At 59.8% G+C, this 19,964-nt stretch carries 21 protein-coding genes, 1 tRNA gene and 1 pseudogene; 14 read left to right on the top strand and 9 right to left on the bottom strand.

What is annotated here, in order from left to right:
* Position 1: 1 nt before the first annotated feature.
* Entirely contained in the window at positions 2 to 1,210 is a 1,209-nt protein-coding gene (locus tag AC07OF_RS07790; protein WP_495072734.1) for a type II secretion system F family protein, read from the bottom strand.
* A 220-nt stretch (positions 1,211 to 1,430) separates the two neighbouring features.
* Here AC07OF_RS07790 and AC07OF_RS07785 point away from each other — a divergent pair, with 220 nt between their 5' ends.
* From AC07OF_RS07785 to AC07OF_RS07765, 5 genes and pseudogenes are all read left to right on the top strand, one after another.
* Positions 1,431 to 1,859 carry a pilin gene (locus AC07OF_RS07785; RefSeq protein ID WP_476446518.1) on the top strand — a complete coding sequence of 143 codons (429 nt, stop codon included), beginning with the start codon at positions 1,431 to 1,433 and terminating at the stop codon, positions 1,857 to 1,859.
* A 63-nt stretch (positions 1,860 to 1,922) separates the two neighbouring features.
* Positions 1,923 to 1,998 (top strand) — tRNA-Thr (locus tag AC07OF_RS07780).
* Between the two features lie 274 nt (positions 1,999 to 2,272).
* Entirely contained in the window at positions 2,273 to 2,494 is a 222-nt protein-coding gene (locus tag AC07OF_RS07775; protein ID WP_422415568.1) for a hypothetical protein, read from the top strand.
* A gap of 115 nt (positions 2,495 to 2,609) precedes the next feature.
* Positions 2,610 to 3,761 (top strand): annotated as a pseudogene (locus AC07OF_RS07770) (HAMP domain-containing protein); the annotation flags it as partial.
* Positions 3,762 to 3,854: 93 nt separating this feature from the next.
* Positions 3,855 to 4,619 (top strand): methyl-accepting chemotaxis protein, encoded by a 765-nt coding sequence (locus tag AC07OF_RS07765; RefSeq protein ID WP_410457934.1) that lies wholly within the window; start codon positions 3,855 to 3,857, stop codon positions 4,617 to 4,619.
* A 60-nt stretch (positions 4,620 to 4,679) separates the two neighbouring features.
* On the opposite strand, the gene AC07OF_RS07760 is transcribed toward AC07OF_RS07765, so the two are convergent.
* Positions 4,680 to 4,877: a hypothetical protein gene (locus AC07OF_RS07760; protein WP_038606965.1), complete on the bottom strand. Its 198-nt coding sequence runs from the start codon at positions 4,875 to 4,877 to the stop codon at positions 4,680 to 4,682.
* Positions 4,878 to 5,358: 481 nt separating this feature from the next.
* Here AC07OF_RS07760 and AC07OF_RS07755 point away from each other — a divergent pair, with 481 nt between their 5' ends.
* Both AC07OF_RS07755 and AC07OF_RS07750 read left to right on the top strand, forming a co-directional pair.
* Positions 5,359 to 5,562 (top strand): PLD nuclease N-terminal domain-containing protein, encoded by a 204-nt coding sequence (locus AC07OF_RS07755; RefSeq protein ID WP_157191153.1) that lies wholly within the window; start codon positions 5,359 to 5,361, stop codon positions 5,560 to 5,562.
* 112 nt (positions 5,563 to 5,674) lie between these two features.
* Positions 5,675 to 6,250: a hypothetical protein gene (locus AC07OF_RS07750; RefSeq protein WP_495072733.1), complete on the top strand. Its 576-nt coding sequence runs from the start codon at positions 5,675 to 5,677 to the stop codon at positions 6,248 to 6,250.
* Positions 6,251 to 6,271: 21 nt separating this feature from the next.
* Here AC07OF_RS07750 and AC07OF_RS07745 read toward each other — a convergent pair whose 3' ends face one another.
* Positions 6,272 to 9,106 carry an AMP-binding protein gene (locus tag AC07OF_RS07745; RefSeq protein WP_495072732.1) on the bottom strand — a complete coding sequence of 945 codons (2,835 nt, stop codon included), beginning with the start codon at positions 9,104 to 9,106 and terminating at the stop codon, positions 6,272 to 6,274.
* Positions 9,107 to 9,248: 142 nt separating this feature from the next.
* On the opposite strand from AC07OF_RS07745, the gene AC07OF_RS07740 reads away from it, so the two are divergent.
* Positions 9,249 to 10,553 carry an MFS transporter gene (locus AC07OF_RS07740; protein ID WP_495072731.1) on the top strand — a complete coding sequence of 435 codons (1,305 nt, stop codon included), beginning with the start codon at positions 9,249 to 9,251 and terminating at the stop codon, positions 10,551 to 10,553.
* On the opposite strand, the gene AC07OF_RS07735 is transcribed toward AC07OF_RS07740, so the two are convergent.
* Positions 10,525 to 10,986: a tautomerase family protein gene (locus AC07OF_RS07735; RefSeq protein WP_495072730.1), complete on the bottom strand. Its 462-nt coding sequence runs from the start codon at positions 10,984 to 10,986 to the stop codon at positions 10,525 to 10,527. The two genes, AC07OF_RS07740 and AC07OF_RS07735, sit on opposite strands and share 29 nt — an antisense overlap.
* Before the next feature lie 97 nt (positions 10,987 to 11,083).
* Between AC07OF_RS07735 and AC07OF_RS07730 the strand changes: the two genes are divergently transcribed.
* Complete coding sequence (locus AC07OF_RS07730; protein WP_191831118.1) at positions 11,084 to 12,049, top strand: GlxA family transcriptional regulator; 966 nt, start codon at positions 11,084 to 11,086, stop codon at positions 12,047 to 12,049.
* Positions 12,050 to 12,175: 126 nt separating this feature from the next.
* Here the strand turns inward: AC07OF_RS07730 and AC07OF_RS07725 are convergent, their stop codons facing one another.
* The 3 genes from AC07OF_RS07725 to AC07OF_RS07715 form a co-directional block, all read right to left on the bottom strand.
* Positions 12,176 to 12,598: a hypothetical protein gene (locus tag AC07OF_RS07725; protein ID WP_495072729.1), complete on the bottom strand. Its 423-nt coding sequence runs from the start codon at positions 12,596 to 12,598 to the stop codon at positions 12,176 to 12,178.
* Positions 12,599 to 12,608: 10 nt separating this feature from the next.
* Positions 12,609 to 12,899: a DUF3077 domain-containing protein gene (locus tag AC07OF_RS07720; protein WP_495072728.1), complete on the bottom strand. Its 291-nt coding sequence runs from the start codon at positions 12,897 to 12,899 to the stop codon at positions 12,609 to 12,611.
* 77 nt (positions 12,900 to 12,976) lie between these two features.
* The gene (locus AC07OF_RS07715) at positions 12,977 to 13,204 is read right to left on the bottom strand and encodes a hypothetical protein (RefSeq protein WP_495072727.1); all 228 of its coding nucleotides are present in this window, start codon (positions 13,202 to 13,204) and stop codon (positions 12,977 to 12,979) included.
* A gap of 397 nt (positions 13,205 to 13,601) precedes the next feature.
* On the opposite strand from AC07OF_RS07715, the gene AC07OF_RS07710 reads away from it, so the two are divergent.
* From AC07OF_RS07710 to AC07OF_RS07690, 5 genes are all read left to right on the top strand, one after another.
* Positions 13,602 to 14,204 (top strand): transglycosylase SLT domain-containing protein, encoded by a 603-nt coding sequence (locus tag AC07OF_RS07710; RefSeq protein ID WP_157191161.1) that lies wholly within the window; start codon positions 13,602 to 13,604, stop codon positions 14,202 to 14,204.
* Between the two features lie 147 nt (positions 14,205 to 14,351).
* Entirely contained in the window at positions 14,352 to 15,590 is a 1,239-nt protein-coding gene (gene sorA, locus AC07OF_RS07705) for a SorA family sulfite dehydrogenase catalytic subunit (protein ID WP_495072726.1), read from the top strand.
* Positions 15,591 to 15,600: 10 nt separating this feature from the next.
* Entirely contained in the window at positions 15,601 to 16,248 is a 648-nt protein-coding gene (gene sorB, locus AC07OF_RS07700; protein WP_495072725.1) for a SorB family sulfite dehydrogenase c-type cytochrome subunit, read from the top strand.
* A gap of 192 nt (positions 16,249 to 16,440) precedes the next feature.
* Positions 16,441 to 17,757: a type II toxin-antitoxin system HipA family toxin gene (locus tag AC07OF_RS07695; protein WP_495072724.1), complete on the top strand. Its 1,317-nt coding sequence runs from the start codon at positions 16,441 to 16,443 to the stop codon at positions 17,755 to 17,757.
* Positions 17,754 to 18,110: a helix-turn-helix domain-containing protein gene (locus tag AC07OF_RS07690; protein WP_495072723.1), complete on the top strand. Its 357-nt coding sequence runs from the start codon at positions 17,754 to 17,756 to the stop codon at positions 18,108 to 18,110. The genes AC07OF_RS07695 and AC07OF_RS07690 overlap by 4 nt, the downstream gene beginning before the upstream one ends.
* 8 nt (positions 18,111 to 18,118) lie before the next feature.
* Here AC07OF_RS07690 and AC07OF_RS07685 read toward each other — a convergent pair whose 3' ends face one another.
* Positions 18,119 to 18,907, bottom strand: coding sequence for a TatD family hydrolase (locus AC07OF_RS07685; protein WP_157191165.1), 789 nt, complete (start codon positions 18,905 to 18,907; stop codon positions 18,119 to 18,121).
* A gap of 2 nt (positions 18,908 to 18,909) precedes the next feature.
* On the bottom strand, positions 18,910 to 19,905 hold the full coding sequence (gene cra / locus AC07OF_RS07680) for a catabolite repressor/activator (RefSeq protein ID WP_157191166.1): 996 nt from the start codon (positions 19,903 to 19,905) through the stop codon (positions 18,910 to 18,912).
* Positions 19,906 to 19,964 lie beyond the last annotated feature (59 nt).

Here is a 19,964-nt window from a genome sequence, read left to right as displayed (position 1 = left end):
TTCAGATCACACTACCGAGCTGAAAGATTGGCAGGTACATGGCGATCACCAGGCTGCCCACCAGCAGCCCGAGAATCAGCACGATCAGAGGTTCGAGCAAGCTGGCCAGGTTATCGAGCAAGCGTTCAATGGCGCTTTCGTAATGGCTGGCGACTCTGGCGAGCATATCGTCCAGCGTACCGCCTGTCTCGCCGATGGCGCACATCTGTTGCATCAAGCGCGGAAACAAACCGTTTCTGGCCATCGCCTGGCTCAACGACTGGCCGCTGGCGAGGTCCTTGCGCAGGCGCAGCACCGCTTGCTCATACAACGGATTACCGCACGCACCGGCCACCGGCCCCAGCGCTTCCACCAGCGGCACACCGGCGGCGAACGAGGTGGACAGCGTGCGGGCGAAACGGGCGAGGGCGGCGTTGCTCAACAAGTCGCCAACCACCGGCAGCTTCAGCGCCAGGCCCAGACACCACAAACGAAACGCCGGCTGGCGCCGGTAAGCCCGACACAGTCCCCAGACACTGCCGATCGTGAACAGCAGCAACCAGCCAAAGTACTGCCCCAACCAATCGGACAAGCCAATCACCCATTGGGTAAAAGCAGGTAGCTGCGCGCCGAAGCCGTTGAACATTGTCTGAAACTGCGGCACCACCTCAAGCAGCAACAGGCTGGAAACACCGAGCCCGGTCAGCAGCACGATCAGTGGATAGGTCATGGCCTTTTTCAACCGCGAGCGCAGCGCCTGGCGATGCTCCTGCAGACTGGCGACCTGCTCAAGCACGCTTTCCAGGCTGCCGGACTGTTCCCCGGCAGCAATCAGATTGCAGTACAGCGCATCGAAATACCGCGGATGCCGACGCAACGCATCCGCCAGATTGCAGCCTGCGCCGATATCGGTTTTCAGCGTACCCAGCAGGCGGATCAGCACCGGGTTGCTGCTGCTCTGGGCAATCACCTCAAGCGCTTGCAACAGCGCGACACCGGAACAGATCAAACTGGCCAGCTGGCGGCTGAACTGGCTCAACTCGCGGCTACCCAGCGTGCCTTGCCTGCGCCACAACCTGGCCTGTACCCGTTCGACACTGAGCGGGCGAATACCGCGTTTACGCAACTCGGCGCGCAGCAGGGCAGGGCTGCGCCCACTGCTCTGGCCACTGACCAGCGCCCCTTGTGCTGTAGTGCCTTGCCAGCTGTAGCTATAGGTTTTTTCGGTCATCGCGACATCCTTGTGGCGTGGCCCGCACAAACCCGGAAACAGCTTCAGGGCCCGTGCAGCGGGCAGGAGTGCCCGCTGCTCACTAGAGTAGTCGAGCCGGCGTCAGCGAATGACCGGCGCAGAGTGACAAAAGGTGTCCATTCGGGCCTACTGGCGCGCCTGTTGGTGGCCCGATGCTGAGCGCTGCTGACCAGAACCGATTTTGCGAGGGAGAACGTCCATGAAAGGACAACGCGGCATTACCTTGATCGAACTGATGATCGTCGTAGCGATCATCGGCATCCTGGCGACCATCGCCTTGCCCATGTACACCAACCATCAGGTGCGGACCAAGGCGACTGCTGCCCTGGTCGAGATTTCCGCTCTGAAAACCCCGTTTGATCTGCGCATGAACGAGGGCAAAGACGTCACCGACGTCACTGCTCTGGGCGGTCAGGCGACTACCAGCAACTGCGCGATCACCGCCACCGGCACGGCTGCCACTGGCGCGGGTAGTATCGTCTGCACCTTGGTCGATGCCCCGGCTACGGCTTTGGGCAAAACCCTCACTCTGACCCGCTCGGCCAGTGGCTGGGCGTGTGCTAGCACCCTAGAAGAAGACCTCGCCCCAGCTGGTTGCAAGCCTGCTGGAAGTGCCCCGGCGAAGTGAGCATTAGCTGTTATTAAACAGTGATTTGCGTAAGCGATCCGGCAGTGGTAGCGTTGGTGCCACGCCGGTGTAGCTCAGTCGGTAGAGCAGCGCACTCGTAACGCGAAGGTCGCAGGTTCGATTCCTGTCTCCGGCACCATTCAGCTGTTTCGATACGTCTCTCCTTGTATGCGAAACCCTCAGAAAAGCCCGCCATGTGCGGGCTTTCTTGTTTCTACCTATCTCGTTATGTCTCTAGCTGGCGGCAATCGTTCGCTATCGCTGCCAGTGGCAAGGTGCTCAATGGACATCGCTTAGATGAATGGCAGTTCCTTAGCCTGCGGAACGTTCGGAAATCAGCTGTACTTAGAATTCGACATCGAGCTCCTGGAGATCAGATTATGAGAACGCACAGGACGTTTGGTTGGGTAGCCATGATTTTTCTTCTGGTGGCCAACGGGACATCTTGGGCGGCCACCGAACGAGCCGAGACACGTCGTGCCGCGCGCGATGTCAGGCAGGAGACGCGCCAGGATGCGCGTGAGACGAAACAGGACTGTCGAGCGGCCGATGCCCAAAGCAATCCTCGTTGTCGACAGGACAAGCGGCAAACGAAGCAGGAAGGACGTCAAAAAGCCCGGGATATCAAGTACTGAACGTGGACGCTCGAACGGCGGAAACTGACCGATAGCTGCCCGTCTCTGAACAATTTCAAAAAGCCCACGGCTCTCTACAGAACACCCCCCATAAAGCCCGCTCACTGCGGGCTTTATGGTTTTCACCCGCCCATCGTCTTCAGCCACATCCCCCACCAAACGCCATCAACCACCCCCTCCGCCCCTCAAGGTTTCCCCCCTACAACCGATATCAATCAAATGTCCCGGTAAAAAGACTACTGAACACACCATGAATAAAAATCTGCGTTTCAGTCACAAAATTCTTTTGGTTGCGTCATTGATCGTGATGCTCGCCTTTACCCTGTTCACCCTGTACAGCGACTACCTCCAGCGTAATGCGACGCGCATTAATCTGGAAAATTACCTGGCAGAAATGGGTGCCTCGACGTCCACCAATATCCGCAACCTGCTGGAGGGGCGGATCAGTCTGGTGGAAAACCTGGCACAGAACATTGCCCAGGACCCAGCCAACGCCGAGACGCTGATGGGCCAGAACGCCCTGATCTCGAGCTTTCTCACCGTCTACCTGGGCAAGGTCGATGGCGGTTTCAGTGTGCGTCCAGACGCCAAGATGCCCGACGGCTATGATCCGCGCACCCGCCCCTGGTACAAGGACGGTATGAGCGCCAACGGCGCGATGCTCACCGAACCCTATATCGATCTGACCACCAACAAGATGGTCATCGGCATCCTCAGCAAAGTCTCCGGCAGCATCGGTGTGGTCGGGGGCGATCTGGCGCTGGATGGCCTGGTGGAAATCATCAACTCGCTGAACTTCGGCGGTATGGGTTATGCCTTCCTGGTCAACGACCAAGGCAAGATCCTTGTCCACCCGGACAACGCGCTGGTGATGAAGTCGCTGTCGGATCTGTACCCGGCGAACACACCGAGGCTGTCTGCCGAGCTGACCGAGGTCGAGGCCAATGGCCAGGCCCGTCTGCTGACCTTCGCGCCTATCAAGGGCCTGCCCTCGGCCAATTGGTACATCGGCCTGTCCGTCGACAAGGACAAGGCCTACGCGATGCTCAGTGATTTCCGCACCTCGGCAATCATTGCCACGCTTATCGCGGTGGCCATCATTATCACGCTGCTCGGCCTGCTGATCCGTGTTCTGCTGCAACCGTTGAACACGATGATCCGGGCGATGGAAGATATCGCCGAAGGTGAAGGGGATCTGACCAAGCGCCTGACCATCCACAGTCAGGACGAGTTCGGTGCTCTGGGTACTGCGTTCAACCGTTTCGTTGAGCGTATTCATACCTCGATCCGCGAGGTGTCTTCAGCCACCGAGCAGGTCAACGAAGTGGCACTGCGGGTGGTGAGCGCTTCCAACTCGTCGATGGTCAATTCCGACGAGCAGTCCAACCGCACCAATAGCGTTGCGGCGGCCATCAACCAGCTTGGTGCAGCCGCCCAGGAGATTGCCCATAACGCCGCGCAGGCTTCGCAACAGGCAAGCTCGGCGCGTCACCTGGCCGAAGAAGGCCAGCAGGTGGTCGATCGCAGCATTGCCGCGATGAATCGTCTGTCGGATCTGATCAGCACGTCCAGTTCGCACATCGAGACGCTCAATAGCAAGACCGTGAACATTGGCCAGATCCTCGAAGTGATCACCAGCATCTCCCAGCAGACCAACCTGCTGGCGCTCAACGCCGCGATCGAAGCGGCCCGCGCCGGTGAGGCCGGGCGCGGTTTCGCGGTGGTCGCCGATGAAGTGCGTAACCTTGCGCACCGTACTCAGGAGTCGGCACAGCAAGTACAGAACATGATCGAGGAGCTGCAGGTCGGCGCCCGCGAGTCGGTTGACACCATGGGCCAGAGCCAGCGCCACAGCCAGGACAGCGTCGAGATTGCCAATCAGGCCGGTGAGCGTCTGGGCAGCGTGACCCTGCGCATCGGCGAGATTGATGGTATGAACCAGTCGGTGGCCACCGCCACCGAGGAGCAAACCGCTGTGGTTGATTCGATCAACATGGACATCAATGAAATCAACATGCTCAACCAGGAAGGGGTGGAAAACCTGCAGTCCACCCTGCGCGCCTGCACCGACCTGGAGCAGCAAGCCGCTCGCCTGAAACACCTGGTGGGCAGCTTCCGTATCTGATCCGCGCCTGTCGAAATTCCGTGCCTACAGAAACAAGCCCTGTAGGCGCGGGATTTGAACTCACTCGCCGTCATCCTCGGGGAGTTCATCGGTAACCATGACCCGCGCATGCGCGCTGTGCTCGTCTTCGATGCGTAAGCCGAAGTAGCGGGAGTCATTGGCGTCCCAAAACGCCTCGACTTGTGTCATGAGTGCGTTGTTAAGCAGCACCTCAGCACTACGCTCCAGGATGATTGAGTAACGTCTTTCGGTGTTCATTACAAAGGAGGCTCGCAACAGCTGAGGGAAGAGGCTGGGGTGAACCAGCATCGTTGCCATTATGCCGCCTCACTCATTTTCGACCGCAACCGCTCATCGTTTCATTGAGTTTTTTGTCTGTCGCGTGGTGGGCTGGGCGTTGTCATCGAAGCCCGATGCCGACCTGGAGATCAAGGCCTTGGACATGGCCTATGAGCAGCGTGGCCAGCGGGCTGGCGCCTGCTGTGGCCGAGGAAAAACTCAACGCAGTGTCCGGGATTAGTTGACCACTACATTTCGCCTGTTCTGATTGTCTTTTTTAGCCTAAGTAAAATCATGCAAAGCCCATCTGCTGAGGGTTTTGTTGTTTCCTGCTGCCTTGTTTTTACTTTTAGGTATTTCCCTATAGCGCTCACCCAGACGCCACTTTAGGCTGGCGGGCCGTGTTTCCCGGAACCTTTGCTATTCTGACCGGCAATCTCATCGCAGCTGGAGTGTGTTCATGGGCTCTATCTTGTACAACTTTATCGCCTTCATCATTTTTGTCCTGGATATCTGGGCGATTATCAATGTGGTGAGGAGCAATAGCGAAACCCTGAAGAAAGTGCTCTGGGTAGCGCTTGTTGCATTTCTTCCGGTGCTCGGTCTGATCATCTGGGCGTTGGCCGGCCCGCGCGGCAACGTTCGTCTTGGCTCATCACACTGATCAACGCCACGGATTTGTGCGTTTGAATCGCCATGCTTTGGCGCACGAGCAGCGTGCTCGGATTTGGTATTTCCGGCGCTGCTCGGTCAACCATCCAATGTAAAGCAGCCCTATGAAATCACTTCGCTCTGTCGTCCATGCTGTTGCCCTCGTTTCGCTTGTAGCCACTGCCAGCTTTGCCGCCCGTGCGGCCGAAGTACTGTTGAACAGCGAGGCCGAGAATGAATACTTTGAAACCCAGGTACTGGCCGTTGATCCGGCAAACTATCAGGTCACCATCGAAGGCCTTGATAAACGCCCGGTTCCCATCCAGCTCACCGACCAGGCCAAGGCGCTGCGCAACCTGAAGGTCGGCGACAAGGTCGACATCAACGTAACTCGATCGATCGACTACGTACTCGATACCAACGTGGGTGGTACGCCGGGTGTCACCAATGATGCCTGGATCAATCGCGCCACCGATGACAGCGCGCCGGGTGGTGAGGTGTATCGCACGGCCAGAGTTACTTCGAAGATCACCCACGTCGATAGGCTGAAAAACGAAGTGACCCTGCTGCGTCCGGATGGAAAAGAGCAGGTCGTTATTGTCAAAGACCCAAAAGTGCAGGCGCACTTAACGGACCTTGAGCCCGGTCAAACGGTCGACGCTATTTACACAGAAGTGTTGAAAGTCGAAACATCGCGTTAGAGTCGATATCAAAGCAGTCGCCTAGCCTGCGCGCTGGGCGCGCTCCGATTCATCCAGGTGCTCCAGCAGCATCGCTATCGTCGTATCCCGCAGCTTGATTGCCTGTAGCCAGTCCGGCCCTTGCGCCAACAGCGGGGGGCAGACATTGACGTGGATTGCACCGTAGCGCGGGAACCACTGACCGTCGCGCAGCACCCTGCGCGTGCCGCAGATTGCGACCGGCAGCAGCGGCACGCCGACACGCGCGGCGAGCACGAAGGCACCCATATGGAAGGTTCGCAAGCCTGGTTCGCGGGTGAAGGTTCCCTCGGGGAAGAACACCAGGGACTGGCCAGCCTCTAGCGCCTCGGCCAGGGGCGCGGCGTCTGCGGCGCTGCGTTGCAGGTCGAAGCGTTCGACGAAGTGTGCACCGAGCTTGCGCAGGAAGCGGCCGGCGATCCACTGGTCAGCCAGCTCGCGCTTGGCAACAAAGCTGAACTGCGGCGGTAGGGCCGCGCAGAGTATGACACCGTCCAGATAGCTGGCATGGTTCGCGGCCAGTACGCTCGCTCCAGCTTCAGGCAGGTGCTCCAGCCCGGTGACGCTGAACGGCACACCCGTCAAGCCCACGAACAGCCGTGCGGCCATACGGGTAAAGCTGCGGCACCAACGCTGGCGCGGCAGGACCGCGACGCCCAGCCAGGTCAGGGGTGTGACCAGGCAGAACAGCAGCCAGATGTAAGCGGCATACAGCGCCGCGCGGCAGGCCCGCCAGCGCCGACCGATATGCCGGCGTACGGCCTGCACCACAAGGCGCAGAAGCTGGCGCCACACGGCGAGATGTGGCCGCCCCAGCTCGCCACGCTCATACAGTTCGCGACTGGCAGCACGGCGAATCTTGCCGCTGGAGGTCTTCAGTACGCTGTGCGGTGGTGCCAGAACAATATCATCGGGCGACACACCGGTGAGATCGACCACAATGCGGTTGACCTCCTGCTGCAGCTGTTGCCGCACGGCAGCGTCTTTTTCGTAGCTTTCCGCCAACACCACCAGGCGCTCGGTGCCGGTGGCCAGGTCGGGACTGCCGAACACCGCAATGCAACCTTTGCGCAGACCGGGCAAATTGCCGACCGCCGCTTCGACATCGTAGGGATAGATATTGCGCCCGGCACGGATGATCAGATCCTTGGCGCGGCCGGTCAGGTAGACCTCTCCGCCGGCCATGTAGGCGAAATCGAGTGAGTCGAACCAGCCATCGCGCAGTACCCGGCCAGTCTCTTCAGGGTTTCGGTAGTAGCCATCGGTGGTGGATGGCCCGCGAAATTGCAGGTGGCCTTCGTTGCGTTCGGGGAGTTCGACTGCGCTGCTGTCGACGATGCGAATCTGATGGCCCGGCAGCGGCCGGCCGCTGGAGACAAAGCGCAGCACTGCGCTGGCATCCGCCGCCGCAGGCAGTGCTGTGCCGTGGAGCTGAAACGCCTCGCGCTGCACCCGGTCGATCAACGGCCCTCGGCCCAAGGGCGGAAAGGCCACACCCAACGTGGCCTCGGCCAAGCCGTAGACGGGGGCCATCGCAGCAGGTGCAAAGCCGTAGCGCGCGAAACGTTCGGTGAATCGCTGCAAGGTCTCCGGGCTGACCGGCTCGGCACCGTTGAAGGCTATGCGCCAATGGCTCAGGTCCAGGCCCTCGAGGTCTTTGTCGGCAAGTTTGCTCAGGCACAGTTCGTAGGCGAAGTTGGGCGCCGCCGACAACGTACCGTGCAAGCGATCAATGGCCCATAACCAACGCGCCGGTCGCGCCAGGAAAGCCAGCGGCGACATCAGCACCAGGCTGTAGCCGTAATACAGGCTGCCCAGCCAGGCGCCGATCAGGCCCATGTCGTGGTACATCGGCAGCCAGCTGACGAACACGTCCTGCGGCCCCACTTTCAGCACCCCACCCATGCTGCGCAGGTTGGCCAGCAGATTGGCGTGGCTGACCATCACGCCTTTGGGCTGGCCGGTGCTGCCCGAGGTGTACTGCAGGAAGGCAATGTCATTCGCTTGCCGTGGCGGAGTGCGGCACTCGCCGCCCTCGGCTGTCAGCTCGGCCACGCTGGCGATGTGAGTCAGGCTCGGAACCTGTGGTTGGAGCAGCCGGGCAAGCAGCTTGGCTTGCGTCACGGTAATCAGCACTTTGGCTTCGGCGTTGCGCAGGATGCCGGCCTGACGCTGCAGATGATCCTCTATCTGCGACAGGCGTAGCGGTGGGTAGATGGGCACCGGCACACCACCGGCCAACAGGATGCCGAAAAAGCCATGGAGAAAATCGCGGCCGGTGGGCAGCATCAGCGCCACGGTCTGACCGGCGAGCAAGCCACAGCGTTGCAGCCCGGCGGCAACGGCCAGGGCGCCCTGGTGCAAGGCGCCATAGCTGATATCGTCCTGCTGGTCATTTTCGCCCAGCAGGCGCACGTGGAGACGCTGCGGCTGCTGGCGTACTTGCCAGTCCAGTACTTCGATCAAGGTTTGCGCTGCGTCCGGCGTCTGCGCTGTTGTTGTCAGGGCCTCGATGGCGTCGCTGGAGGGCAACGGACGTATGGCCTCGGCGCCATGTCTGCTGTGCAGCACGTACAGTACGTCGGCGGGGGTGTCTGCCGAGGCGAACAGGTTTTCCGGTAGGTGTACACCGAACTCATGCTCGATGCGTGACCACAGTTCGACCCGGGCCAGACTGTCTATGCCCAGGTCCCGATCCAGCACACTGTGCAAGGTAACGGATAAACCTTCTGCCTGCGGACGCAGCTCGACCACGGTGCGCTGGACAATTTCGAGCAATTTTTCCGCATCCCCACTGGCGCGGGGAACGGCGCGAGTCTCTAAAGGCGGATGAGACATCAGAGGCCCCTCATGACAGGACGCTCGACTTCTATTATGCGCCTATGGCGGTGGCTGGGAATGCCATCATGAACGCAAGCGCTCGCAGGATGAGTGAGCCGGGGCTAGGCTCTCAGGACGCAGTGCCTGCAGGGAAATCACCATGCCAGCCAGCCTTGCCCCCGGAGTGACACGCCGAGAAATCTGGGCCTGGGCGATGTTCGATTTCGCCAACTCCGGCTACACGACAGTAGTGATCACCGCCGTATTCAACGCCTACTTCGTCGCTGTCGTCGCCAAGGACGAAGCCTGGGGTACGCTGGCCTGGACCAGTGCCATAGCCTTCTCCTATGCCCTGATCATCCTGACCGCGCCGCTGCTTGGCGCCTATGCCGACGCCTTCGCCTGCAAGAAGCGCCTGCTGCTGTTCAGTACGCTCGGTTGCGTCGTGTTTACCGCTGGGCTTGCGCTGGCCGGGCCGGGGGAGCTTGGTGTCGCGATCCTTTTCATTGTGCTATCGAACTTCTGCTTCGGCAGCGGCGAGAACCTGATCGCCGCCTTCCTGCCCGAACTCGCCCGAACGGATGCCTTGGGCAAGGTGTCCGGCTGGGGCTGGGGATTCGGCTATATCGGCGGGCTGGTCAGCCTGGGCGCCTGCCTGGCCTTCGTCAGCTGGGCTCAAGCGCAGGGCCAGACTGCGGCACAGTTCGTGCCGGTGTGCATGCTGATCACCGCGGTCTTGTTCCTCGTCGCCAGCTTGCCGACCTTCCTGTACCTGCGCGAGCGCAGCCAGCCGCAGTCGTCGCACGGCGACACGCCTATTGCGCAAGCGGTGCTGGCGCGCTTCGCGCAAACCCTGCGCGATGCCGGGCGCTATCGTGACCTGCTGCGCTTTCTTGCCTGCACCGTCTGCTACCAGGCCGGTATCTCGGCAGTGATCACCCTTGCTGCCATCTATGCCAATCAGGTCATGGGCTTCAGTACCCAAGACACGCTGCTGCTGATCCTGGTGGTGAACATCACGGCGTCCATCGGCGCCGTGCTGTTCGGTTGGCTGCAAGACCGCCTCGGCCATCGACTCACGCTGACGCTGACCTTGCTGGGCTGGCTCGGTATGGTCGGGCTGGTCTGGGGCGCGCAGGGGCCGGGGTTGTTCTGGCTGGCGGCCAACCTCGCCGGTCTGTGCATGGGCGCCAGCCAATCGGCCGGCCGCGCGATAGTCGGCCTGCTGGCGCCACCGACGCGGCTGGCGGAGTTCTTCGGCCTCTGGGGGCTAGCGGTCAAACTCTCGGCAATCCTCGGCCCGATGACTTACGGCCTGACCAGTTGGCTGACCGCAGGCGATCACCGCCTGGCAATGCTGATTACCGGCAGCTATTTCGTTGTCGGCCTGCTGATCCTGGCCAGCGTCGATCTCAAGCGCGGGCGGCAGGTAGCTGTCAGTGGCCTGGAGCCTCTTGAGAGGTGAGATGTGCATAACCGGCGGCGCGGGTGAAGTCGGCAAGATGCCAGAGACTCCCGTTCGCGCCCCAGGTGCCATCGGTAACATCCAGCAGTTGTATCGAGGTCATCAGCAAGCGCTGGTCGTCCGGTTCCTGGCACAGTGCGACTGCCTGATGCAGGCCCTGGATGTAGTCCCTGCGCATGGGCTCGTCAAGCACACCGGCAGGCACCTTGACAATGACGATGCAGGGAATGGCCTGGGCATGCGGGTTCACGCCGCCACATAGCCAATCGGTCGAGCGAACTTCTTCGATAAGCACCCAGCACAGGCTGCGTTGGCGTGGGTTGTCGCCTATATGCTCGTGCGCAATGGCTGCCTCGCTGACACGCATCAACAGGCGCGCTCGTTGTTGGTTGTTGAAAGCCCCGGTGGGTACCTTGATCAGGATGTTAGGCATGGCTGAAAACCTTGGCGAAAGTGGAGGTGCTATTGGACCAGCTCCCTCCAATTGCGCATAAGTGACCGATCCGTCTTCTTTCGGGCATAATCGGACAATGCACGATTTCACTATTCTGGTCGTACCGGGGGCATTCGCCTCCAGTGTGAGCGCCACCCTGGACATTCTCGCCACCGCTGCAACTGTCGCTGAACGTCACGGCGAGGCGACACCGCGCTGGCGGGTGTGCGGCCTCCAACCAGGACCGGTGACGCTCGGCCATGGCCTGCAACTGCACGTCGAGCCGCTCGAGAATAGCGCCGCGGACAGCTCTTGCTGGGTCATACCGGGTATTGGCGTCAGTGACGTCGACATGCTTGAACGGCGCTTGGAGGAGGCCTGGGTCGCGCCCTTGCTCTGTGCACTGAACGCCCACCTGTCGAACGGCAAAGAGATTGCCGCGTCATGCTCGGCCGTGTTTCTGCTGCATGCCGCAGGGCTGCTGGATGGCCGCAAGGTGACCACCTCCTGGTGGCTGGCGCCGCACTTGCAGAGGATTTCGCCGCGCTGCTGCGTTGATCCGGACGTCATGGTGCTGGCTGATCCTCCGTTGACCACGGCGGGTGCCGCTTTCGCCCAAACCGATCTCATGCTGCACCTGCTACGCCGACGTCTGTCGCCCGGGATTGCCGACGCGGTTGGCAAAGCCTTGCTGCTCGATCGTCGGCATTTGCAGTCGCCCTTCGTGGTCCCGGCGATGATGGCGCAGGGCAACGCCCTGATCTCGAACCTGACCGCGCAGATCGAAGCGTCCTTGCCGCAACTGCCCGGCGTCAAGGCGCTGGCGGCGCAGGCCGGCATGTCCGAGCGGACCTTGTCGCGTCACGTCCACAAGGCCACAGGCCACTCCACCCGACAGCTCATCCAGCGAGTGCAGTTGAACAAGGCCCGGGCGCTGCTCGAATCCAGTAAATACTCCGTGGAAGCGGTTGCGGAGCAAGTCGGATACCAGGATGCAACTGCACTCCGACGTCTGATGCGCCGGCTGTTGAACGCGAGCCCACGGCAATTGCGCCAGCATTGATTGAAAGTCGACCGGCAAAGGACGCGCAGACTTTCACAAAACGCCGGCCGAAGTACAGTAGGTTAGTACGTCCGGCGCGCTGCTTCTGTGTTGCTGGAATTCAAAGGCCAAGACCGCATTCGAGTATCACCCTGCAAAGCCCTCCAGGTTAATAAACGCACTATCGACATGTAATTCGCCGCGGACAAAAACCGTTTGCCCTAGTGACAGCTTCACGGCGTTCTCAAAAGATACAAAGACAGCCCCCAATACACTGTTCCTGATAACAAAAGAATCTTCTTCTTTTATCGCTATACATATTCCGTTCAGCACGGAACTTGGTGAGCGGGGAAAAGGCTGGTCAAATAAGACTTTCGAATCGCGACACAACACAGAATATGCTAGAGAAAATGAGTTTTCTTTTATGGTTGCGTTTAGCAAGTCATTGTCAATACATGGCTTGTCCATGTATTTATTAACTATTGTCGTCGTGCAATATATCACCACGCCATCAAGCAGGACCTGCAAGTCCCGCTCATATCCAGAGCCACTGGCAGCTATAATTTCCATTGTCACTTCGTCACCTCACCAGCACCCCATGCGCGACGTCCTGAACCATCGCCTTGGCCATCCCGCTCAGGTAATGGGCGGCGCCAATCATGGCTTCATCCTGTTCGAACAACAAATGATGCGTCAGTTTATTCACGTAGCTCATCAACAGCGCTGCCTGTTCCAGAACATAATCCGCATTGTGCCCAGGTTCAATCCGGAACAGGTCTTCAACGGGAGAACCGTTCTCGCCTTCACCGAACACGCCGATGCCTATTGTTTTGAGGCCTGAAGTGCGGCCTGCAAGCGAATCCTCGTTCATCCACCTTCTCCCGGTATGCGCTACGCCCTAAGCGGCCAGCTTTGCGTCGGCAACGCTGGCGCTCACCTGTAGATACTTCAGTGCTGTAACTGAACTCTGCTCAACGCCACTTCAACCAAACTTCGGGCGTTGTCGATTTCATGCATGGTGGACAAGGTCAGGATCTGACCTGGGGAGCTGGAATGGAGGAGGACGGTCTGTTGCGCCACGGTCATGGCACAGACCAGGTATTCAGAGATCTGGACGAGGATGTCTTCGAGGGATTGGTTTGTGTGGAGCGGTGGATCAGGGACGATTTTTAACATGGTGTCTCCGAGTAAGTGGAGCCGCCACGCATCTGCTGTCAAACAAATGGGTGGCAACTGTACGCGGGTTGACAGACCGATCGGAGAACTCGGCGCACACGAAGGTGCCCCACGTACAATTGCCATAAAGACTTGCACATGTCTCACGATGTTGCCGGCCTGTCAAAACCGATCGTTGAAATTGACAACGACCGGTCGAGACTAGGCCCCTCGCGGGACCACTGCAATGGCTTGAAAGCCGCAAAAGTATGATTCGGAAATGGACTACATGGAATCGGGAAATTCTGAAGATTCGTTGCGCTGATGCAGGTGACCCTGCCAGGGCGCAGGCCATCATAGAATTCTGCGTTACATACGAAGGGCAACCAATGCCCTCATTTTTTTGCTGGGGCGATGGATGAAACAAGGGCTGGTTTGGGCACTGATGCTGATGTGTGTGATCTTGACTGGCTGCGCCACCGCGCCGCCCAGGGATCAGAACAATCTCTGCAATATCTTCCGCCAATACCCTGACTGGTACGAAGATTCGCTGGAGATGCAGGAAAAGTACGGCACGCCGCAACACGTGGCGATGGCGATCATGAAGCAGGAAAGCAGCTTCATTCACGATGCACTGCCGCCGCGTGATTACCTGTTGTGGGTAATTCCCTGGGGGCGCGTGAGCTCGGCCTATGGTTATGCACAAGCCCAGGACCCGGTCTGGGGCGAGTACAAGGACGGCACCGGCAATGGCGGCTCGCGGGACAACTTTGATGACGCGATGATGTTCATTGGTTGGTATACCGACGGCACGCAAAAACAGCTGGGGATCTCCAAGTGGGATACCTACAACCAGTACCTGGCTTACCACGAGGGGCGCGGTGGTTTCAGTCGTGGGACCTATCGCAGCAAGCCGTGGCTGATGCAGGTGGCACGCAAGGTCGAGCAGCAGTCGAAGGTCTATGGTGCGCAGCTCAAGCAGTGCCGCGCAGAGCTGGAGGAAGACACCGGCTGGTTCTGATCTGACCTCCAGACTGTCATCAATTGCCAAGCCGCTGACGCTCAATGAAAAGCAGCGAATCTGCCGGTGACGATACTGAAAGGCGCTAGAAAAACTGACAGGGCGCTGTCAGTTGCCTTTCAGGAACGCCATCACAGGGAGCGCGGCATGAAGTTCAGCTTTTTAGGTAGCAACAACCTTGGCCGTCGACGTGTTCTGCGCGATGCCTTTGCCCTGGCGGTGGCAGCTTCGCCGTTGGCGAACCTGGCCAAGGCTGACGAAAGCGCTGAAGGGGTGACCTTCGCCGCCGGCCCACGGCCGCTGGTGCAATACCCACAGAAGCGCCCACTGACCCTGGTGAGCACCCGCCCGCCGCACCTTGAAACGCCATTCGCGGTGTTCAACGAAGGACCGATCACGCCCAATGACGCGTTTTTTGTCCGCTACCATCTGGCTAATTTCCCTACCAGCATCGACCCGGACAGCTACAGGCTGACGGTCAAGGGCTCGGTCGGTACACCGCTGTCATTGTCGCTGAATGAACTCAAGGCTCTCAGCGACCCCGTCGAGGTGGTGGCGGTCAATCAGTGTTCAGGCAACAGCCGTGGCTTCTCGATGCCGCGGGTGTTCGGCGCGCAGCTGGGCAATGGCTCGATGGGCAATGCACGCTGGCTGGGGGTACCGCTCAAGGCGGTACTGGAAAAGGCCGGGGTGAACGCTGCGGCCCGGCAAGTGACCTTCCGTGGCCTCGACAAGCCGGTACTGGCGAGCACGCCGGAATTCATCAAGGCCCTGGACATCAGCCATGCCATGAACGGCGAGCCGATGATCGCCTGGGCAATGAATGGCACCGATCTGCCATTTCTCAACGGTTATCCGATCCGTCTGGTGGTACCGGGATACTTCGGCACGTACTGGGTCAAGCACCTGAGTGAGATCGAGGTGCTCGACCACACCTACGACGGCTTTTTCATGGCCAAGGGATACCAGGTTCCGGATAACGATTGTTTGTGTATCGCGCCCGGCACCACGGCGGCGAAAACCCGGCCGATTTCCACATTGCCGGTGCGCAGCTTCATTACCAGCGTCAAACATGGCGATGTGTTGCCACTTAACCAGCGTGTGTTGCTCAAGGGCATCGCCTTCGACGGTGGTGCCGGCGTCAACAAGGTGGAGGTTTCGATTGACGGTGGTCGGCATTGGCGTGAGGCCACACTGGGTGAGGATCTGGGGCGATTCTCCTTTCGCGAGTGGACGCTGGCGATCAGCTTCGGCAGCCAAGGCGCCACTCAACTGATGGTGCGCGCCAGTAACGCTGCGAGCGAGACCCAGCCGTTACGAGCCGACTGGAACCCCGGCGGCTATCGCCGTCACGTTGTCGAAACCACCCACGTGACCGTCGCCTGAGGAAGCCTGCATGAGCCAGATGAAACGCATGACCACGTTACTGTGCGCGGTTCAGGTTTGTTGGGTCGCGATGCTTGAGGCCGCGCCGCTGTCGATCACCTTGCCGGCGGAAACGGCGGTGTTCAAGGCCAATGGACTACCGGGCTACGCCTTGGCCCAGCAGAAATGTTCCACCTGCCATTCTGCCGATTACATCAGCTTCCAGCCGCCGGGCATGAGCCTGGCGCAATGGACGGCCGAAGCCGGCAAGATGCAGAAGGTGTATGGCGCGCCGATCAGCGATCAGGATGTGAGCATCATCGGTGCTTACCTGGCAGCGACCTATGGCAGTGCCGAGGCGAGCGATGCCGACGTGCAGGCGGCATCGTATCCGGCGCCGGGCAAACCCTCGTCAGCGCAGGGGGCAAAGATCGATGCCATGGCCTTGTTGCAGAACAATGCTTGCCTGTCTTGTCATGCCCTTGATCACAAGGTGGTAGGGCCGGCGTACCGCGATGTGGCGGCCAAGTACGCCAACGATGCGCAGGCATTGGTCAAGGTGACGTTGAGCATTCAGCAGGGCGGTACGGGGAGATGGGGGAGTGTTCCAATGCCGCCGTTTGCGCAATTGAGCCAGGATGATCTGCAGGCTATGGCAGCTTTCATATTGCAGCAGTAAGCGCAGTTCAACCGAAATCCTCGAATCCTCGACCGACGCCAGGCCTCCTGGCGCATGTCGGCGCGCCGGAAATTTAATCAGTACTAAAGTGCTGATTTATCTCTGGGATTGTTGCTAACAAGAATTTTATTGCCGATTACCCTTGGCGGAGCTATATTTTGCAGCATTAAAGTTCCGATTTACGAGGGCGTGATGGCTGAGCAACTCACTCTGCAGGCCTTCGTGGAAGGCCAATGGCACGACGCGTTGGTACTTACCGTTCAAAATGAGCGGCGGGTAGCTGACAGTGCCTGTTCTACTGCCTATAGCCAAGGTTATCTGTTGGAATTCATCGAAAGCATGGGGTCTGCTTTCGAGCCTGCTGTCAGTGTGAATTTGCCGTTGAGCTGGACCGCGACGGATACCGTCGGGTATCCCGCCTTTGTCTACGACATCGTTCCCGCCGGTGCGGCGCGTAAATCCCTTGAGGTCCGTTTCGGGCACGAGAAGCCCGAAGGGATGGATATGGAGCTGTTCCTGCTCAAACGCTGCACGCCAGCCCCTGCTGGACACCTGCGAGTCAAAGAGTCGAGCGAGCATATCGATCCCGCCAGGGACATCGCTTTCTCACGGCAAGACGTTATTGAGCGGTCTAACGATTTCCTTGAATACGCCTATGAGCTCGGCGCCGCCATGGGGGGCGCAACCGGTGCGCAGGGAGAGGCGCCGAAGTTGCTGATGACCGAGGATGCCAACGGCGGTTTACATGCCGATGCAGTGCTCGCCGATGACCAGGCACTCCGCCATTGGCTGGTGAAGTTTGCGCGTAACAAGGTGACTGAACGCGATAAAGATATCCTGCGTGCCGAGTTTCTTTATTACCGGGCGATCGCCGCACTTGGGCTCGATACCGTGGCGGTAGAAGGGTTGGCGCTGGAGGAAGCGGAAAAGCCGAGCCTCTGGATGCCACGTTTCGATAGGCGCGCAGACGGCGGCAGGGTAGAGCGTATTGCGATGGAGTCGATCTATTCAGTCTGCGCAAACACGGTGCCCGGCTCGGCGATGCGGCATGAAGAGGTGGTGCAGCGACTGGTCCATCTGTGGAAAGCAAACCAGCAAGTTGATGAAATCGATGACCTGGTGTTCGAGTACGTACGCCGTGATCTGCTCAACCGCATCCTGGGTAACTCGGATAATCATGGCCGCAACACCTCGATCTTCCGTCACCAAGGACGGCTGCAGTTGGCACCTATCTATGACCTGGCGCCGATGGTGCTCGATCCAGAGGGGGTAACGCGAGTGACCAAGTGGCAGAGTGAGCGAGCAGGTTCACCAGACTGGGCTGCAGTGTGCGCCTCTTTCGATGGTGTGCTTGATACGAACCAGTTGATGCGTAGGTTGAAGCAGGCGGCGCAAGAGTTTCGGGCACTTCCCGAGCTTTTGAGCGAGTTGCCTGAAGGCGTGCGCAGGGCACAATCGATTCCCTTGAACAATCTGGATGTCCGTTTGGCGGAGTGGGGCCTGCAATGAAGTTGATCTCGATTGAAGAGCGCCGAAAGCTCATTGAAGACATCAAGCTGAAAAATGTGGCTGGCCAGGAGACCCTTGGTACCACGATTCGCCGCTTGCGTGTCGAGGTGACCGGCCTTGATCAGGCAACCTTTGCTGCTATGTGCAAAATGTCGACGAAAGCGCTTTACCAGCTGGAAACTGACAAGGGTAATCCGACCATCAATACGCTTAACGGCATTCTGCGCATCTTCGGAATGAGGATGACCCTTGGCTCACTCATCAATATGCCGATCATTCCCGCAGAGGATCGTGCGGTCATCAAGAAACGCGGTGCGCGACCACCGGCCCGCACGGCTAAGGCTGGCTTGTAAGTTTGTCGTCAGCCTTTACTTGGCCAACCAAACAATTCGCACGCATTGCGCGTACTCACCTCAGCCAACCGCTCCACTTCAATCCCGATCACCGCTGCCAGCGCGGTAGCAATCTGCGGCAAATGCTCAGGACTGTTGCGCATCCCGGCATACATAACCGGCGCCATATCCGGCGCATCGGTTTCCAGCACCAGACTCTCAAGCGGCAACTGCGGCAGCACCTTGTGCAAGCGCAGTGCTTGCGGCCAGGTGGCGGCGCCGCCAAGGCCCAGTTTGAACCCGAGCTTGTGATATTCGCGGGCTTCTTCAAAGCTCCCCGCAAATGCGTGAATGATGCCACCACGCGCAAGTTTGTAACGCTTGAGCGTGGCAATCACCGCGGCATGACTACGGCGCACATGCAGCAGGGCGGGCAGGTTGAAGTCGACGGCCAGTTGCAGCTGGGCTTCGAACCAGTGCTGCTGGCGTTCGCGATCCAGTTCCGGCAGGTAGTAGTCGAGGCCGAATTCACCTACTGCACACAGCTGGCGCTCGCCACGCAGGCGGCTTAGCCAGTCGCCCAGTTCACGCAAGTGCTCCGGGCGGTGCTGGTCGAGATAGACCGGGTGCAGGCCGAAGGCGGCATACAGGTGCGGGTCGCTGCGCACCAGGTCCCACACCCGCTGCCAGTTGTCCTGATACACACCGAGCACCACCATGCGCTCGACACCCGCGGCCCTGGCGTTGGCCAGCAGGGCCGTACGGTCAGGGTCGAAATCCGGAAAATCCAGATGGGTGTGGGTGTCGATCAGGCGCATGCTCAGGCCTTGATGATTCGCTGTTTGAAGGTTCGACCGACGGCGTGTACGCCAGGTTCGTAGTGTTTTTCTTCAACCGCAGCCAGGGCCAGTTTCAGGGCGATTTCAGCCATGACGCCGTGTTGCTGGGCCATGGCATTGACCGGCAGTGGCAAAAAGTCGAGCAGCTGGTTATCACCGAAGGTGCCCAGTTGCAGGCTGCGCGAGTCGGCCGGGCGCGCCTGCAGGACGTCGAACACGCCTTGCAGCAGCACGTAGGAGGTGGTGACCAGGGCATCCGGCAAGCCGCCGAGTTCGGCGATCAGTTCGTTCATCAGGCGCTGGCCGCACTCGCGGCTGAAGGCTTCGCCCTGGTAGCGGCTGACTTTGCCGGTAAAGTCTTGCAGCGCTTCATCGAAACCACCGGCCCGCGCCTGGCTGACGCTGAGCTCTGGCCGCGCACCGATCAGGGCGATGTGCGCGGGCTTGGTGGCGAGCAGGCTGCGGGTCAGTTGCAGGCTGGCGTTGCGGTCGTCGCTGACCACGGAGCAGAAATGCGCCGGGTCCAGGCTACGGTCGATGGCGATGATCGGCAGGCCTTTGGCTTGCAGCTGGCGATAGCTGTCGTCACCGGCCGGCAGGCAGCTGGCGACAAACAGCGCATCGCAGCGGCGGGCACGGAACAGCTGCTGCAACTGGCGTTCGCTTTCGGGCTGGTCGTCGCTGCTGGCAATCAGCAGTTGGTAACCCTTGGCCCGGGCGCCTTGTTCCAGTTGTTTGGCAATGCGTGCATAGCTGGGGTTTTCCAGATCCGGGAGAATGAACCCCAGGGTCTTGGTGTGACGGCTACGCAAGCCGGCAGCCTGCGGGTTGGGGGTGAAGCCATGGGCTTCGACCACCGCACGCACACGCTCCACCGTGCTGCTGCTGATGCGTTGCTGTTCGGCCTTGCCGTTGATGACATAGCTGGCAGTCGTTACGGACACACCGGCCAGTCGGGCGATATCGCTGAGTTTCACCGCAAATTCCTTGTTATACCGGGGCTGCTTGCACAGCCTGACCGGGAATTGTCGCCGAT

It is taken from the genome of Pseudomonas sp. GW821-FHT10B02, assembly GCF_059415665.1.
The sequence above is the reverse complement of the archived record's forward strand: the minus strand, read 5'-3'. Positions and strand labels throughout refer to the sequence as shown.